This is a genomic window from Pseudomonas sp. PDM19, from assembly GCF_014852215.1.
Taxonomy (GTDB): Bacteria; Pseudomonadota; Gammaproteobacteria; order Pseudomonadales; family Pseudomonadaceae; genus Pseudomonas.
Genome location: NZ_JACVBG010000001.1, coordinates 129,341 through 143,768, shown reverse-complemented (window position 1 = coordinate 143,768; position 14,428 = coordinate 129,341). Strand labels below are relative to the sequence as shown.

12 protein-coding genes are annotated in these 14,428 nt (G+C 64.6%); 4 read left to right on the top strand and 8 right to left on the bottom strand.

The features are described from left to right. Positions 1–46: 46 nt before the first annotated feature. Together IB273_RS00690 and cobA are read left to right on the top strand one after the other, a co-directional pair. Complete coding sequence (locus tag IB273_RS00690; RefSeq protein WP_192222953.1) at positions 47–2,761, top strand: nitrate reductase; 2,715 nt, start codon at positions 47–49, stop codon at positions 2,759–2,761. Positions 2,762–2,797: 36 nt separating this feature from the next. After that, positions 2,798–3,535: a uroporphyrinogen-III C-methyltransferase gene (gene cobA / locus IB273_RS00685; RefSeq protein ID WP_192222952.1), complete on the top strand. Its 738-nt coding sequence runs from the start codon at positions 2,798–2,800 to the stop codon at positions 3,533–3,535. Between the two features lie 67 nt (positions 3,536–3,602). Here the strand turns inward: cobA and IB273_RS00680 are convergent, their stop codons facing one another. The 8 genes from IB273_RS00680 to ppsA form a co-directional block, all read right to left on the bottom strand. Then, positions 3,603–4,661, bottom strand: a complete 1,059-nt coding sequence (locus tag IB273_RS00680) for an OmpA family protein (RefSeq protein ID WP_081516453.1) — start codon at positions 4,659–4,661, stop codon at positions 3,603–3,605. Between the two features lie 109 nt (positions 4,662–4,770). Continuing rightward, complete coding sequence (gene sigX / locus IB273_RS00675) at positions 4,771–5,361, bottom strand: RNA polymerase sigma factor SigX (RefSeq protein ID WP_045208526.1); 591 nt, start codon at positions 5,359–5,361, stop codon at positions 4,771–4,773. A gap of 73 nt (positions 5,362–5,434) precedes the next feature. Beyond that, positions 5,435–6,259: a mechanosensitive ion channel family protein gene (locus IB273_RS00670; RefSeq protein WP_081516452.1), complete on the bottom strand. Its 825-nt coding sequence runs from the start codon at positions 6,257–6,259 to the stop codon at positions 5,435–5,437. 2 nt (positions 6,260–6,261) lie between these two features. Next, complete coding sequence (locus IB273_RS00665; protein ID WP_017516812.1) at positions 6,262–6,510, bottom strand: hypothetical protein; 249 nt, start codon at positions 6,508–6,510, stop codon at positions 6,262–6,264. Positions 6,511–6,564: 54 nt separating this feature from the next. Continuing rightward, on the bottom strand, positions 6,565–7,563 hold the full coding sequence (locus IB273_RS00660) for a zinc transporter ZntB (protein ID WP_081516451.1): 999 nt from the start codon (positions 7,561–7,563) through the stop codon (positions 6,565–6,567). 101 nt (positions 7,564–7,664) lie between these two features. Then, positions 7,665–8,153: a ribonuclease E activity regulator RraA gene (rraA, locus tag IB273_RS00655; RefSeq protein WP_192222951.1), complete on the bottom strand. Its 489-nt coding sequence runs from the start codon at positions 8,151–8,153 to the stop codon at positions 7,665–7,667. Positions 8,154–8,249: 96 nt separating this feature from the next. After that, complete coding sequence (locus IB273_RS00650; protein ID WP_192222950.1) at positions 8,250–9,224, bottom strand: alpha/beta fold hydrolase; 975 nt, start codon at positions 9,222–9,224, stop codon at positions 8,250–8,252. A gap of 65 nt (positions 9,225–9,289) precedes the next feature. Beyond that, a complete protein-coding gene (ppsA, locus tag IB273_RS00645; protein ID WP_081516449.1) occupies positions 9,290–11,659 on the bottom strand; it encodes a phosphoenolpyruvate synthase in 2,370 nt (789 codons plus the stop codon). 166 nt (positions 11,660–11,825) lie between these two features. Here ppsA and IB273_RS00640 point away from each other — a divergent pair, with 166 nt between their 5' ends. Together IB273_RS00640 and IB273_RS00635 are read left to right on the top strand one after the other, a co-directional pair. Then, entirely contained in the window at positions 11,826–12,644 is an 819-nt protein-coding gene (locus tag IB273_RS00640; RefSeq protein ID WP_017516884.1) for a pyruvate, water dikinase regulatory protein, read from the top strand. 154 nt (positions 12,645–12,798) lie between these two features. Further along, positions 12,799–14,427, top strand: coding sequence for a DUF3300 domain-containing protein (locus IB273_RS00635; RefSeq protein ID WP_192222949.1), 1,629 nt, complete (start codon positions 12,799–12,801; stop codon positions 14,425–14,427). Position 14,428: the final 1 nt, after the last annotated feature.

The following is a 14,428-nucleotide window of genomic DNA, read 5'->3' as shown; positions in this document are numbered from 1 at the left end:
CCCTGCGATTGATTTCCCTGCTTCCGATTCAGAGCGAGGCTGCGCCATGACCCACAACCGTCGCACTACCGCCTCCACCTGCTGCTACTGCGGCGTGGGTTGCGGTGTACTGATCGAGCACGACGACGAGCGCATCCTCGGCGTACAGGGCGACCCGCAGCATCCGGCCAACTTCGGCCGCCTGTGCAGCAAGGGCTCGACCCTGCACCTCACCGGCGACGCGGACGCCCGCGCGCAATTCCCGGAGCTGCGCCTGGGCAAGGGACTGTCACGCGCCCGCACCGACTGGGACACCGCACTGGAGCATGCCGCCGGCGTCTTCGCCGAAACCCTCCGCGAGCACGGGCCGGACAGCGTGGCCTTCTACGTCTCAGGCCAGCTGCTGACCGAGGACTACTACGCCTTCAACAAGCTCGCCCGCGCCCTGGTCGGCACCAACAACATCGACAGCAACTCGCGCCTGTGCATGTCCTCGGCGGTGGTCGGCTACAAGCGCAGCCTGGGCGCAGACGCCCCGCCCTGCAGCTACGAGGACATCGAACTGGCCGACTGCGTGATGATCGCCGGCAGCAACATGGCCTACGCCCACCCGGTACTGTTCCGCCGCCTGGAAGAGGCCCGCGCACGTCGCCCGGAGATGAAGCTGATCGTCATCGACCCGCGCGTCACCGACACCGCGGAGCAGGCCGACCTGCACCTGGCGATCCTGCCCGGCACCGACGTCGCGCTGTTCCACGGCATCCTGCACATCCTGCTCTGGGAAGGCTGGACCGACCGCGCCTTCATCGAAGCCCACACCGACGGCCTGGATGAACTCAAGGCCCTGGTACGCGACTACGGTCCGCTGGCCGTCGCAGAAATCTGCGGCATCGCCGTCGACGACCTGCAACGCGCGGCCCAGTGGATCGGCCAGTCGCCTTCCTTCCTCTCGCTCTGGTGCATGGGGCTGAACCAGTCCACCGCCGGTAGCGCGAAGAACAGTGCGCTGATCAACCTGCACCTGGCCACCGGGCAGATCGGCCGCCCCGGTGCCGGCCCCTTCTCCCTCACCGGCCAACCCAATGCCATGGGCGGCCGCGAGACTGGCAGCCTGTCCAACCTGCTGCCCGGCCACCGCGAGGCGGCCAACGCCGAACACCGTGCCGAAGTGGCTGCTTACTGGGGTGTCGAACAACTGCCGGAGAACCCCGGCCTGAGCGCCATCGAACTCTTCGACGCAGTACGCGACGGGCGCATCAAGGCCCTGTGGATCGCCTGCACCAACCCGGCCCAATCACTGCCAGACCAGACCCGCGTGCGCGAAGCCCTGGCCGCCTGCTCGTTCGTCATCGTCCAGGAAGCCTTCACCACCAGCGAGACCTGCCAGTACGCCGACCTGCTGCTGCCGGCCGCCAGCTGGGGCGAGAAGGAAGGCACGGTGACCAACTCCGAACGCCGCATCAGCCACGTGCGCCCGGCCATCCCGGCCATCGGCGAGGCGCGGGCGGACTGGAACATCGTCTGCGACTTCGCCCGCCGCCTCGAGCAGCGCCTGCGCCCCGGCGAAAACAGCCTGTTCGACTTCGATTCGCCGTCCTCGCTGTTCGACGAATTCAAGCTGCTGACCCGTGATCGTGATCTTGATCTGTCCGGCGTCGACTACGCCCTGCTGGACACCCGTGGCCCGCAGCAATGGCCCTTCCGCACCGGCGCTACCCAAGGCACCGAACGCCTGTATGGCGACGGACAGTTCCCCACCATCAATGGCCGCGCGCGGCTGATCGCCGAGCCCTACCGAGCACCGAAGGAAAAGCGCGATGCACGTTACCCGCTGATCCTCAACACCGGCCGCCTGCGCGATCAGTGGCATGGCATGACCCGTACCGGCACCGCGCCGCAACTGTTCGGCCACGTGGAAGAAGCTGTGCTCGGCCTGCACCCGGACGAGCTGCGCCGCCGGCGCATCAGCGACGGCCAACTGGTTCGCCTGCACAGTCGCCGTGGCGAACTGGTGCTGCCGGTGCAAGCCGACGACCGCCTGCGTCCCGGCCAGGCCTTCCTGCCGATGCACTGGGGCGACCGCTTCCTCAAGGGCCTGGGCATCAACGTGCTGACCCTGCCGGCGGTGGACCCGCTGTCGCGCCAGCCCGAGCTGAAGCACGCCACGGTGGAAGTCAGCCGCATCGAGCTGCCCTGGCAGTTCTTCGCGCTGGTGGAAGGTGAGGTGCAGAAGCGCTTCGACGCCCTGCGCCCGATGTTCGAAGACCTGCGCTACGCCAGCTTCAGCCCCACCGGCCGTGAACGCCCGGCACTGGTGATCCGTGCCGCACACCACGAAGCGCCCAGCGCGGACTGGCTGGCCCGCATCGACGCCCTGCTCGACCTCGGCGACGGTCCGGTCATGGCCTATGACGACCCGCGCCGCACCGTCGGCAAACGCGTGCGTATCGAACAATCGCGAATCGTCTCGCTGCGCCTGGCCGGCGAAACCGCCGCCCGCGCCTGGCTGCGCGAATTGTGGAAGGAAGGCCGCGCCGACCAGGAGCTGCGCCGCTGGCTGCTCGCCCCGCTCAGCGCCGCCCCGGGTAAAGCCGGCGCGGCGGCGGACAAGACGCTGTGCAACTGCCTGAACGTCAGCCAGAGCCGCATCCAGGCCGGGATCGACAAGGGCCTGGACCTGGAAGGCCTCAAATGCGAACTCAAGTGCGGGACCGCCTGCGGCTCCTGCGTACCGGAAATCAAGCGCCTGCTGGCTCAGAAGCCGCTGGCCGCTACCGCCTGAATCAAGCCGCGAAGACGGCAGCCTGAGGAGAACGACATGAGTGGAAAAGTCTGGCTGATCGGCGCCGGCCCCGGCGACCCGGAACTGCTGACCCTGAAGGCCGTCCGGGCCATGGCCCAGGCCGACGTGGTGCTCATCGACGACCTGGTGAATCCGGCGGTGCTGGAGCACTGCCCTTCGGCGCGAGTGATTTGCGTCGGGAAACGCGGCGGCTGCCGCTCCACCCCGCAGGACTTTATCCACCGCCTGATGCTGCGCTACGCCCGCCAGGGGCGCCGCGTCGCACGTCTGAAAGGCGGCGACCCGTGCATCTTCGGCCGTGGCGGCGAAGAAGCTGACTGGCTGATTGCGCGGGGCATCGATTGTGAGTTGGTCAACGGCATCACTGCCGGGCTGGCAGCAGCGACTCAGTGCGGCATCTCCGTAACCCTGCGTGGTGTCAGCCGGGGTGTGACCCTGGTGACCGCACACACCCAGGACGACAGCCCGCTGAACTGGCGCGGCCTGGCCGAAGGCGGAACAACGCTGGTGGTGTACATGGGCGTGGCGAAACTGGCGGAAATCCGCGACGGACTGCTCGAAGGCGGCATGGCGGCCGGCACGCCAGTGGCGATGATCGAGAACGCATCCCTGCCCGCCCAACGCGAATACCGCAGCCAGCTGGGCGACATGCTGGAAGACGCCCAGAGCTTCGCCCTGAAGAGCCCGGCAATCCTGGTGATCGGCGAAGTCGCCGCCGCTGCGCAGCAGGCAATCCTGGCCCGCACCGCCTGAGATTCACTTTCCTGCAGGCAAAGAAAAACCCGGCCTAGGCCGGGTTTTTCTCGTCAGCTCAGACCAATTACTTGGCTTGGGCTTCCACTTCGGCTTCTACGCGGCGGTTAACAGCGCGGCCTTCGGCGGTTGCGTTGTCAGCAACCGGACGGGACTCACCGTAACCAACAGCGTTTACGCGGCCGCCTTCAACACCGTACTCGTTGACCAGTACGTCACGAACGGCGTTGGCACGACGCTCGGACAGCTTCTGGTTGTAGGCGTCGGTGCCGACGGAGTCGGTGTGGCCTTCAACGGTGGTGGAGGTGGACGGGTACTGCTTCATGAAGTCAGCCAGGTTTTTGATGTCAGCGTAGCTGTTCTCTTTAACCTTGGACTTGTCGAAGTCGAACTTCACGTCCAGCTGAACGCGAACGACTTCGGCAACAGCCGGGCAGCCGTTGGCGTCAACGGTGACGTTGGCCGGGGTGTTCGGGCACTTGTCGACGTTGTCGCAGACGCCGTCGTTGTCGGAGTCGGAGCAGACTTCAGCAACCGGCTCGGGAGCCGGGGCCGGCTTGGCGCCGCCGCCGAAGTTCATGCCAACGCCCAGGCCAGCCATCCACTCGCCCTGGTGACCGTTCTCACGCTTCTCCAGGCCGTACTGACCGTCGAGGCTGGCTTTGGCGTAGAAGTTTTCGGTGAAGTAGTACTTCAGACCGGTACCGACCATGGCCATGGTCAGGTTCTGACGACCACCGTTGTCGGAGTTGATGTTGGTCAGGCTCTGGTGGCCAACGCCGGCGGAAACGTACGGACGCAGGTTGCCAGCACCCGGAGTGCCGAAGTGGTAGATGGCGTCCAGAGTGCTCAGGTTGCCATGGACCTTCTTGTTGCCGGTCTCGTAGGTGCCACGTACGTCGTGGTACTCACCGTAGGACAGAGCCAGCTCGACGTCGTCGGTCAGGAAGTAACCAACGGAGCCGCCGTACAGGTCCGCGTTCTTCATGTTGCGGGTGCTGTCGGTGAAGTAGCGCTTGCCGAATGCTTCGACTTCGACGGCGCCCTGGCCTTGAGCGAAGGCATTGACAGCGGCGGTGGCGATCAGCGAGCCAACTACGACGCCTAAGGTGTTCTTCAGTTTCATCCGTTAAATCCCCATCTTGGTGGTCAATAAGTTGTCCTAACCATAGGCCGTACAACTTGGGTGGCAAGTTTATCAGAACTTGCCAAACAGAGAGACAATATTTCCCGGACTAAGATTCCGTCACATTCGAAAACTTTTCTCTCATTCGATCGAGTGCACGTTTGTAGCGCATCTTTGTGGCGCTAAGCCCCATGTGCATGATGTCGGCGATCTCCTGGAACTCCAGTTCCGCAACAAATCGAAGCACGAGGATTTCCCGATCAATGGGATTGACATGAACTAGCCAGCGGTCTAGTCCACCCCGTTCTTCGACTTTCGGAGCCTTCTCTTCAGAGGCTTCCTCGACTGGATCCAGACTCAGCGCATCGAGCAATCTGCGTTTGCGCCGTTCCTTCCGATACTGGGTAATGCACTCGTTGTAAGTGATGCTGTACAGCCAGGTCTTGAACTTCGACTTTCCCTCGAAGTTCTTCAGACCATACAGCACCTTGAGCATGACCTCTTGACACACATCATCGGCGTCCCGGTCGTTGCCCAGATAGCGCGCGCAGACGTTGAACAGCGTGCGCTGGTATCGGCGCATCAGCTCTTCATAGGCCCGCGTCACGTGGTAGAGCTCCTCGTGGGAACGCTCCACCAGCTCCTCGTCGGTGAGCTGGCGCGGGTCATAGCGCAAGGACAGTGATTGCGGCTTGTTCAAGTCGGGTCGGGCCAGGTCAAGTCAGCGTCCGGCGCGGCTTTCAGGAAGCCGTACCGGTAATCGGTCATCATCTTCAGCGACTGGTTACACGCTGATCGAGCAGGATGCGGTTGGCGATCGACACCAGCTCACCCTCGTCTGTCAGCAGGATAGTCTTGATGGTACCAATTTCCTCGATGATGCCTTCGACATCAGCCACTTTCACCTGTTGTCCGACCTGATACAGCTCCCGCACATAAATACCCGCGATGATCTGCCCTGCCACCTCACGGCTGCCCAGGCCCAGGGCCAGGGCGGCAGCCAGGCCGATGGTGATCAGCACGATGGCGATGATGTAGTTCAGCAGGTCGGTCTTGACCTCGAGCTGGCCGATAGCCACCGAGATGCTGATGATGATGACCAGCCACTGGGCCACGCGACCCAGGCCGTTGGCGTATTCCAGGCCGACACCATCGGCCGCGCCGCGCACCAGGCTGTTGGCCAGTTGGGCGAGCAGGATGCCGACGATCAGCACCAGCGCCGCGCCGAACACCTTGGGCAGGTACAGCGCGAGCATGTCCAGGGTTGCCGAGACGCGCTGCAGACCGAGGGACTCCGCCGCGGAGACGAGGAATACCAGCAGCACGAACCAGTAGATGATCTTGCCGATCAGGGTCGAGACCGGCACCTGGATGCCGGCACGGGCCAGCAGCTTGGTCAGGCCGGTACCCGCCATGAGGCGGTCGAGGCCGAGCTTGGCCAGCAGCTTGGAGATCAGCGCATCGAGCAGTTTGGCGACGACGAAGCCGAGCAGCACGATCACCAGCGCGGCGAGCAGGTTCGGGATGAACCCGGCCAGCTTGCCCCACAGGGTGTTCATGGCGGTGAGCAGGCTTTGCGTCCAGATGTCGAATTGCATGTTCAGTCGGCCTTGTCAGCGGAAGGGGCGGAATTCTGCGCGTGGCGCGAGACGGGTGCAAGGTGCGCGGCGCCACGGCTCACGCCAATGGACAGGGCCTGGAACCAGTGCCCCATCAGGCTGAACAGATCGCCCGCGCCTACCTGGCGGTTGGCGGTCTTCAGGACGCGATCCAGGCGCGAATCGTCTCCCGGCTGTTCCGGAGGCATTCGCAGCAGATCGCGCAAGGATTCTTCAAATGGGTCGTGCATACGCACCTCGCCTGTGTGAGGTGCTTGACGCCCCCACCACCTCAAAAGTCACACCTAGAGCCAACGCATGCGGCGGAATATCCACCATTGGAAAGCCACTATCCCGAGGATCACCAGGCAGGCCACGGCGAAGCCGTAGGGTGCACTGGAGCCGGGAATGCCGCCGACGTTGATGCCCAGGAGACCGGTCACGAAGCTCATGGGCAGGAAAAAGCCGGTAATGATACCAAGCAGGTACATGGTGCGGTTCATCCGCTCGGTAATTCGACGATGTTCGGCTTCCTGGATCAGGCTGATGCGCTCGCGCACCAGCTCCAGTTCTTCCAGGTTGCGGGTCAGGCGGTTGTAGAGCTCGTTCCAGTAGTCGGCGTCGTCGGCCACCGTCCAGGACGCCTTGAACCGGACCATCTGCGAGTAGATTTCCCGCTGCGGCGCCAGGTAACGGCGCAATCCCGCGGCACGTCGCCGCAGGGTGCGCAGCTGGTGCTGGTCGGGAATGCTGCGCTCGTCTTCTTCGATGGCCTCTTCCATCGCGTCGAGCTGATCAGCCAGGCCGCCGATCAGGGTATCGACGCGGTCGGTGAGGTAGTGGGCGAGGTACAGCACCACTTCCGAGGCCGTCTTCGGGCCGGTGCCGGCATCCAGGTCGGCGCGCAGGTCGGCCACCGCCTTGAGCGGACGCAGACGCAGGGAAATCACCCGCTGCGACTCGGCATAGACCCGCAGCGAGACCATGTCCTCAGGTACCGCACCGGGGTTCAGGTTGACCCCGCGCAGGAACAGCAGCAGGCGCTCACCCCCCAGGTCGACCAGGCGCGGGCGGGTGGCCTCTTCCAGCAGCAGGTCGCAGGCGAATTCGTTCAGACCGCTGGATTCGCGCAGCCAGGACTGGGCTTCGGGCACACCGCGATCCCAATGCACCCAGAGGCTTTCCTCGGGCTTGAGATCCAGCAGCGGCAATTCGCTCCGGGTGATCCGCCGGCCACCACCGTGGCCGTCCAGCACGAAGCCGTCGATCAGTCCGCGTTCCGTGCCGCTCTCGTACTGCTGCATGCCCTTTTCCTTCGCTCAAGGTCGCTTGCGCGAGGCCCCATGAAAAATGCCGGAAGCTTTCGCTCCCGGCATTGACCCGAACTTCAGCTGGAAGGTTCGAATTATTCCGGCATTTTCAACGCTTTAGGCGAGACGATGATGCCGTTGTTGTCGGCATAGACGAACTCGCCCGGGCGGAAGGTGATGCCGCCGAAGGTCACGGCCACGTTGAGGTCGCCGATACCGCGCTTGTCGGTCTTCATCGGGTGGCTGGCCAGCGCCTGCACGCCCAGATCGGTCTGCGCGATCACGTCGATGTCACGGATGCAGCCGTACACCACGATGCCTTCCCAGCCGCTCTTGGCGGCCTTCTCGGCCAGCATGTCACCCAGCAGTGCACGGCGCAGCGAGCCGCCGCCGTCGACCACCAGCACCTTGCCCTTGCCATCCTTCTCGACCTGCTCCTTGACCAGCGAATTGTCCTCGAAGCACTTGATGGTGACGATCTCGCCACCGAAGGAGTCCCGTCCGCCGAAGTTGCTGAACATCGGCTCGACGACCTGGACCAGCTCCGGGTAGGCATCGCACAGATCGGGGGTGACGTAATGCATGGAGAAGCTCCTCTTGATGAAATCCGGCAGGGTTTCAGGCCTGGATGTGACCGAAAGCCGCAATGGCGTCACAGTCTACTCCCTGCCACGCCAAGCTCAAGCCTGCGCCAGAGCGCCCTGCCCTTCCGGCAAGCCGCTGTGCTCCAGCCAGTATTGCAGCAGTGGCCAGACCTCACGCTGGGCGCCCTTGCTGATCAGCATCTCGATGTGACCAAAATCTTCCGAGAAGCCCTGGCGCCGTCCCAGGTGCAGGAACTGCCGGATCTCGGAGCCGAACTGCTCCAGCAACTTGCGACAGGCCCAGGCCGGGTCCTGGATATCGCCATCGGAGCCGATGGCCAGCACCGGCAGGGAAACCTTCTGCAAACCGCCCCACCAGTCGTTGTCCTTCTCGCCGAAGCGGCCGAACAGGCTGTACCAGTGCAGGGCCTCCAGGGCGAGCCCCAGCGGCTCGTCCTCCGGACCGCGCTTGAGCCGCGAACCGGACAGCCCGCCCATGCGCTTGAGCAGCAAGCGCCCGCCCCAGGCCACGGGCGGTAGCTTCAGCGGCCAGTAGGTACGGCTGATCTGGCTGCCGCACAGCGCCGCGCTGGCGGCCTGCTGCTCATCCAGGTAGCCGCCGCCCAGCGCGGCAGCCAGGGTGACGCCCCCTAGGGAGTGCCCGACCCAATGCGGCGCCTGGCCGCTCTGCTCGACCACGAAATTGGCAATGGCCGGCAGGTCGAAACGTGCGTAGTCGGCGACACGATTGCGATCGTAGTCAGCGTTACGGGGCGACAGGCCATGCCCGCGCATCTCGGCGATCCAGACATCGAAGCCGGCACGCGCCAGATACGCACCCAGGCCAATACCCTTGGGCGAGAACCAGAAGCGGCGGTTGGAGAAGCTGCCGTGCAACAGGATCACCGGCACGCCACGCCGCCCTTCGGGGCGACCGAGGCGGGTGACCGCCAGCTCGACGCTGGAGTCCGGGCTGTTGTTCGGCTTGAGGCGGTAGACGTCCTCGGTGAGGTCGCCGCGCAATTCCGCGCTGACTAGCGCGACGGGGAAGAGTTGACTGCTGCTTTGCATGGAATCGCTTGCATAAAAAAGGGCGGGTGAAATCACCCGCCCTTCTCAGGATGGAGAAGGAACCGTCAGGACTGGCCTTCGGCGAGGAAGAACCAGGTGTCGAGGACCGAGTCGGGGTTCAGCGACACGCTCTCGATGCCCTGCTCCATCAGCCACTTGGCGAGGTCCGGGTGGTCCGACGGGCCCTGGCCGCAGATGCCGATGTACTTGCCGGCGCGGTTGCACGCCTGGATGGCATTGGACAGCAGCTTCTTCACCGCCGGGTTACGCTCGTCGAACAGGTGCGCGACGATGCCCGAGTCACGGTCCAGGCCCAGGGTCAGCTGGGTCAGGTCGTTGGAGCCGATGGAGAAGCCGTCGAAGAACTCGAGGAACTCGTCGGCCAGCAGGGCGTTGGACGGCAGCTCGCACATCATGATGACGCGCAGGCCGTTCTCGCCACGCTTGAGGCCATTGGTGGCCAGCAGGTCGACGACCTGGGAGGCTTCGCCGAGGGTACGGACGAACGGCACCATCAGCTCGACGTTGGTCAGGCCCATCTCGTTGCGGACCTTCTTCATCGCGCGGCATTCGAGTTCGAAGCAGTCACGGAAGGATTCGCTGATGTAGCGCGAGGCGCCACGGAAGCCGAGCATCGGGTTCTCTTCTTCCGGCTCGTAGAGCTTGCCACCGATCAGGTTGGCGTATTCGTTGGACTTGAAGTCCGACAGACGCACGATGACCTTCTTCGGCCAGAAAGCCGCGGCCAGGGTGCTGACGCCCTCGACCAGCTTCTCGACGTAGAAGCCGACCGGATCGTCGTACCCGGCGATGCGCTTCTCGACGCTTTCCTTGATGTCCGCCGGCAGGCTGGCGAAGTTCAGCAGCGCCTTGGGATGCACGCCGATCATGCGGTTGATGATGAATTCCAGGCGGGCCAGGCCCACACCTTCATTCGGCAACTGGGCGAAGTCGAAGGCACGATCCGGGTTGCCGACGTTCATCATGATCTTGAACGGCAGGTCGGGCATGGCGTCGACCGAGTTCTGGCGGACGTCGAAGCCCAGTTCACCTTCGTAGATCAGGCCGGTATCGCCTTCGGCGCAGGATACGGTCACGCGCTGGCCATCCTTCAGCGCCGCGGTGGCGTTGCCACAGCCGACGACTGCCGGGATGCCCAGTTCACGGGCGATGATCGCGGCGTGGCAGGTACGGCCGCCACGGTTGGTGACGATGGCGCTGGCGCGCTTCATCACGGGTTCCCAGTCCGGGTCGGTCATGTCGGAGACCAGCACGTCGCCCGGCTGGACCTTGTCCATCTCGGAAACGTCGTGGATCACCTTCACCGGGCCGGCGCCGATGCGCTGGCCGATGGCGCGGCCTTCGACCAGGACCTTGCCTTTTTCCTTGAGCAGGTAGCGTTCCATCACGTTGGCGCTGGAACGGCTCTTAACGGTTTCCGGACGGGCCTGCACGATGTACAGCTTGCCGTCGTCACCGTCCTTGGCCCACTCGATGTCCATCGGACGCTCGTAGTGCTTCTCGATGATCAGGGCCTGCTTGGCCAGTTCGGTCACTTCGGCGTCGGACAGCGCGAAGCGGGCGCGGTCGGCCTTCTCCACGTCGACAACCTTGACCGATTTGCCGGCCTTGGCTTCGTCGCCGTAGATCATCTTGATCGCCTTGCTGCCCAGGTTGCGACGCAGGATGGCCGGGCGGCCGGCTTCCAGGGTCGGCTTGTGGACGTAGAACTCGTCGGGGTTCACCGCGCCCTGCACCACGGTCTCGCCGAGGCCGTAGGCGCCGGTGATGAACACCACGTCACGGAAACCGGATTCGGTGTCCAGGGTGAACATCACGCCGGCGGTGCCGGTTTCCGAGCGGACCATGCGCTGCACGCCGGCGGACAGGGCGACCAGTTTGTGGTCGAAGCCCTGGTGGACGCGGTAGGCAATGGCACGGTCGTTGAAGAGGGAGGCGAAGACTTCCTTGGCCGCGCGGATCACGTTGTCCACGCCGCGGATGTTCAGGAAGGTCTCCTGCTGGCCGGCGAAGGAAGCGTCCGGCAGGTCTTCGGCAGTGGCGGAGGAACGCACGGCCACGGCCATGTTGTCGTTGCTGCCGGCCATCTCGGCGAAGGCCTTGCGAATCTCGGCATCCAGACGCTCGGGGAACTCGGCGTCCATCACCCACTGGCGGATCTGCGCGCCGGTCTTGGCCAGGGCGTTGACGTCGTCCACGTCCAGGGCGTCGAGGGCCGCATGTATACGATCGTTCAGACCGCTCTGGTCGAGGAAGTCACGGTAGGCCTGGGCGGTAGTGGCGAAGCCACCCGGTACGGAAACGCCGGCACCGGCGAGGTTGCTGATCATTTCGCCCAGGGATGCGTTCTTGCCCCCCACATGTTCGACATCGTGGACGCCGAGCTTATCGAGGGAAACTACGTACTCTACCAAGGTGATCTCTCCACTAAGTGTTGGAAAAGGTCATACAAGTCGGTGCGGCCCCACCCTGTCTGGCCGGAGCCGGAAAAATGGGTGAGAATGCCCCGGCAAAGGGCCTTGCAAACGCGGGGCCTATCATAACCAGGATTCGATCCTACCTATAAGGCCCGCAGCGCACATGAAACGAACTGCATTCTTCATCTCCGACGGCACCGGCATCACTGCCGAAACCCTCGGCCAGAGCCTTCTGGCGCAGTTCGAGAACATCAACTTCACCAAACTGACACGACCTTACATCGATACCGAAGAAAAGGCGCGCGTCATGGTACAGCAAATCAACCGGGCTGCGGAGGCGGACGGGGCAAGACCGATCATCTTCGATACCATCGTCAATCGTGAGATCCGCTCGGTCCTGGCGCAATCCAACGGTTTCATGATTGACATCTTCTCGACCTTTTTGTCCCCGCTCGAGCAAGAATTATCCTCAGACTCGTCGTATTCCGTCGGAAAATCCCACAGCATCGGCCATAACCCGCACTACATGGAGCGGATCGATGCGGTGAACTTCGCCCTCGACAACGACGACGGCGCCCGCACCCACTACTACGACAAGGCCGACCTGATCCTGGTCGGCGTCTCGCGCTGCGGCAAGACGCCCACCTGCCTCTATATGGCCCTGCAATACGGTATCCGCGCGGCGAACTACCCGCTGACCGAAGAAGACATGGAGCGCCTGCAACTGCCCAACGCGCTCAAGCCCTACAAGCACAAGCTGTTCGGCCTGACCATCGACCCGGACCGGCTCACCGCCATTCGCCACGAGCGCAAGCCCAACAGCCGCTACGCCAGCTTCGCCCAGTGCGAGTTCGAGGTTCGCGAGGTGGAGAACCTGTTCCGCCGCGAGAACATCGCCTACATCAACTCGACGCATTTCTCGGTGGAGGAGATCTCCGCCAAGATCCTCGTCGAGAAAGGCGTCGAGCGCCGGCTAAAGTAACCGGCCACCGCGTAAAAATCCCCCAACCGACGGCCGGCATCACCGGCCGTTCGACTTTCTGCAGCCTTTCATTCGGGCGCCTATCATTCTCTGAACCCGCGTTTTACCCGTGGCAGTTTTCACGGATCGGGCATTCCCGGCACAGGAGAGCGCCATGCGAGAATGTCAGTACCTGATTCTGGTCGCCTTGTTGGCATTGACGGGTTGCGATTCGGGCGACAAGCCCGTCGCCAAGACCGCCACGGCCGCCACGCCACCCGCCAGCCCGCCCGCCGCGACAGCGCCTCCTCCGCCAACGCCCCCCGCCCCGCCTCCAGCCGCCGCCCCGGCCGCGCCCGCTGCCGCGCCCTCGCAGGCGGTGTTCAGCGTCGAGGAACTGGACCAGATGCTCGCGCCGCTGGCGCTGTATCCCGACTCGCTGCTGGCCCAGGTGCTGATGGCCACCACCTACCCCGGTAACGTGGCCGACGCCGCAGCCTGGTCGAAGGCCAACCCCAAGGCGGTAGGCGATGATGCGGTGAAACAGGTCGCCAACCAACCCTGGGACCCCAGCGTCCAGTCGCTGGTCGCCTTCCCCCTGGTGCTCGCCACGCTGGGGCAGGACCCGGCCTGGGTGCAACGCGTCGGCGATGCCTTCCTCGCCCAGCCCGATGCGGTGATGGATTCCATCCAGCGCCTGCGTCGCCAGGCCCAGGCCGCCGGCAACCTGCAGTCGAACGAGCAGCAGACCGTGACCATCAAGCCGGCCGCCCAGCCGGCACCGGCGCAGCCCGCTTCCGGTGGAGACACCGTAGTAGTGCAGCAACCGGCAGCGGCGCAGACGATCATCATCGAGCCCACCGATCCGCAGGTGGTCTATGTGCCCAGCTACAACCCCACGCAGGTCTACGGCTCCTGGCCCTATCCCGCCAGCCCGCCGGTGTATTACCCGCCGCCGCCCGAATACCCGGTCGCCACGGCGCTGGCCACCGGCCTGGCGTTCGGCGCGGGCGTTGCCATCGTCGGTTCGCTCTGGGGCGATTGTGATTGGGACGACCATGACATCGACGTCGACGTCGAGCATTACAACAACTTCAACAGCAACCGGAACGTGAACCGGAATGTGAATCGAGATTTCACCGGCAACGTCAATGGCAACCGGGCGAAGTGGCAGCACAACCCGACCTACCGCAATGGCGTGCCCTACCGCGACTCGGCCAGCCGCGAGCAGTACAACCGCCGGCTGGCCGGGGGCGAGCAGCGCGATGCGCTGCGCGGGTTCGACTCGGCCCGCACCCAGGAGCGCGCGAAAGCCAGGGAGAGCCTGAGCCAACGCGGCATCGCCCCACCGGCGGCGAACAATGCCCAGGCCCGCGAGCGCGCCCAGGCGGCAACCCGCGACCTGCGGGACAACCCGCAAGCCCAGCAGCGTCTGCAGCAAGGCAACCGCGACAACGCCCAGGCCCGTGAGCGGGCGCAGGCTGCCACCCGCGAGTTGAACCGTACCCCGGAAAACCGGCAGCGTGCGCAGAACCAGGTGCAGAACCGCAGCAACCAGGCACAGCAACGGCCGCGGACGCAGAACAACCAGCAGATCCGCGAACAGGCACGCCAGCAGCATGCCCGCACCCAGGCCCCACGCAACAATGCCTTCGCCGGCGCCAACAACCCCAGACAGTCCCGCGAAGTTGCCAACCGCGGCCAAGCCAGTCGCGCCGCCGCCAGCCGCCCGCAGGCCGCCCGCGCCGGTCACACCGTCCAACGTCCTGCCCGCGCGCCCTCTGGCGGCGGTCGGCGCCGCTAGG

Excerpts from the sequence above, each read along its gene's own strand:
- IB273_RS00690 (WP_192222953.1), top strand. The coding sequence starts at position 47 with ATGACCCACAACCGTCGCACTACCGCCTCCACCTGCTGCTACTGCGGC.
- cobA (WP_192222952.1), top strand. The coding sequence starts at position 2,798 with ATGAGTGGAAAAGTCTGGCTGATCGGCGCCGGCCCCGGCGACCCGGAA.
- IB273_RS00680 (WP_081516453.1), bottom strand. The coding sequence starts at position 4,661 with ATGAAACTGAAGAACACCTTAGGCGTCGTAGTTGGCTCGCTGATCGCC.
- IB273_RS00670 (WP_081516452.1), bottom strand. The coding sequence starts at position 6,259 with ATGCAATTCGACATCTGGACGCAAAGCCTGCTCACCGCCATGAACACC.
- IB273_RS00665 (WP_017516812.1), bottom strand. The coding sequence starts at position 6,510 with ATGCACGACCCATTTGAAGAATCCTTGCGCGATCTGCTGCGAATGCCT.
- IB273_RS00660 (WP_081516451.1), bottom strand. The coding sequence starts at position 7,563 with ATGCAGCAGTACGAGAGCGGCACGGAACGCGGACTGATCGACGGCTTC.
- rraA (WP_192222951.1), bottom strand. The coding sequence starts at position 8,153 with ATGCATTACGTCACCCCCGATCTGTGCGATGCCTACCCGGAGCTGGTC.
- IB273_RS00650 (WP_192222950.1), bottom strand. The coding sequence starts at position 9,224 with ATGCAAAGCAGCAGTCAACTCTTCCCCGTCGCGCTAGTCAGCGCGGAA.
- IB273_RS00640 (WP_017516884.1), top strand. The coding sequence starts at position 11,826 with ATGAAACGAACTGCATTCTTCATCTCCGACGGCACCGGCATCACTGCC.
- IB273_RS00635 (WP_192222949.1), top strand. The coding sequence starts at position 12,799 with ATGCGAGAATGTCAGTACCTGATTCTGGTCGCCTTGTTGGCATTGACG.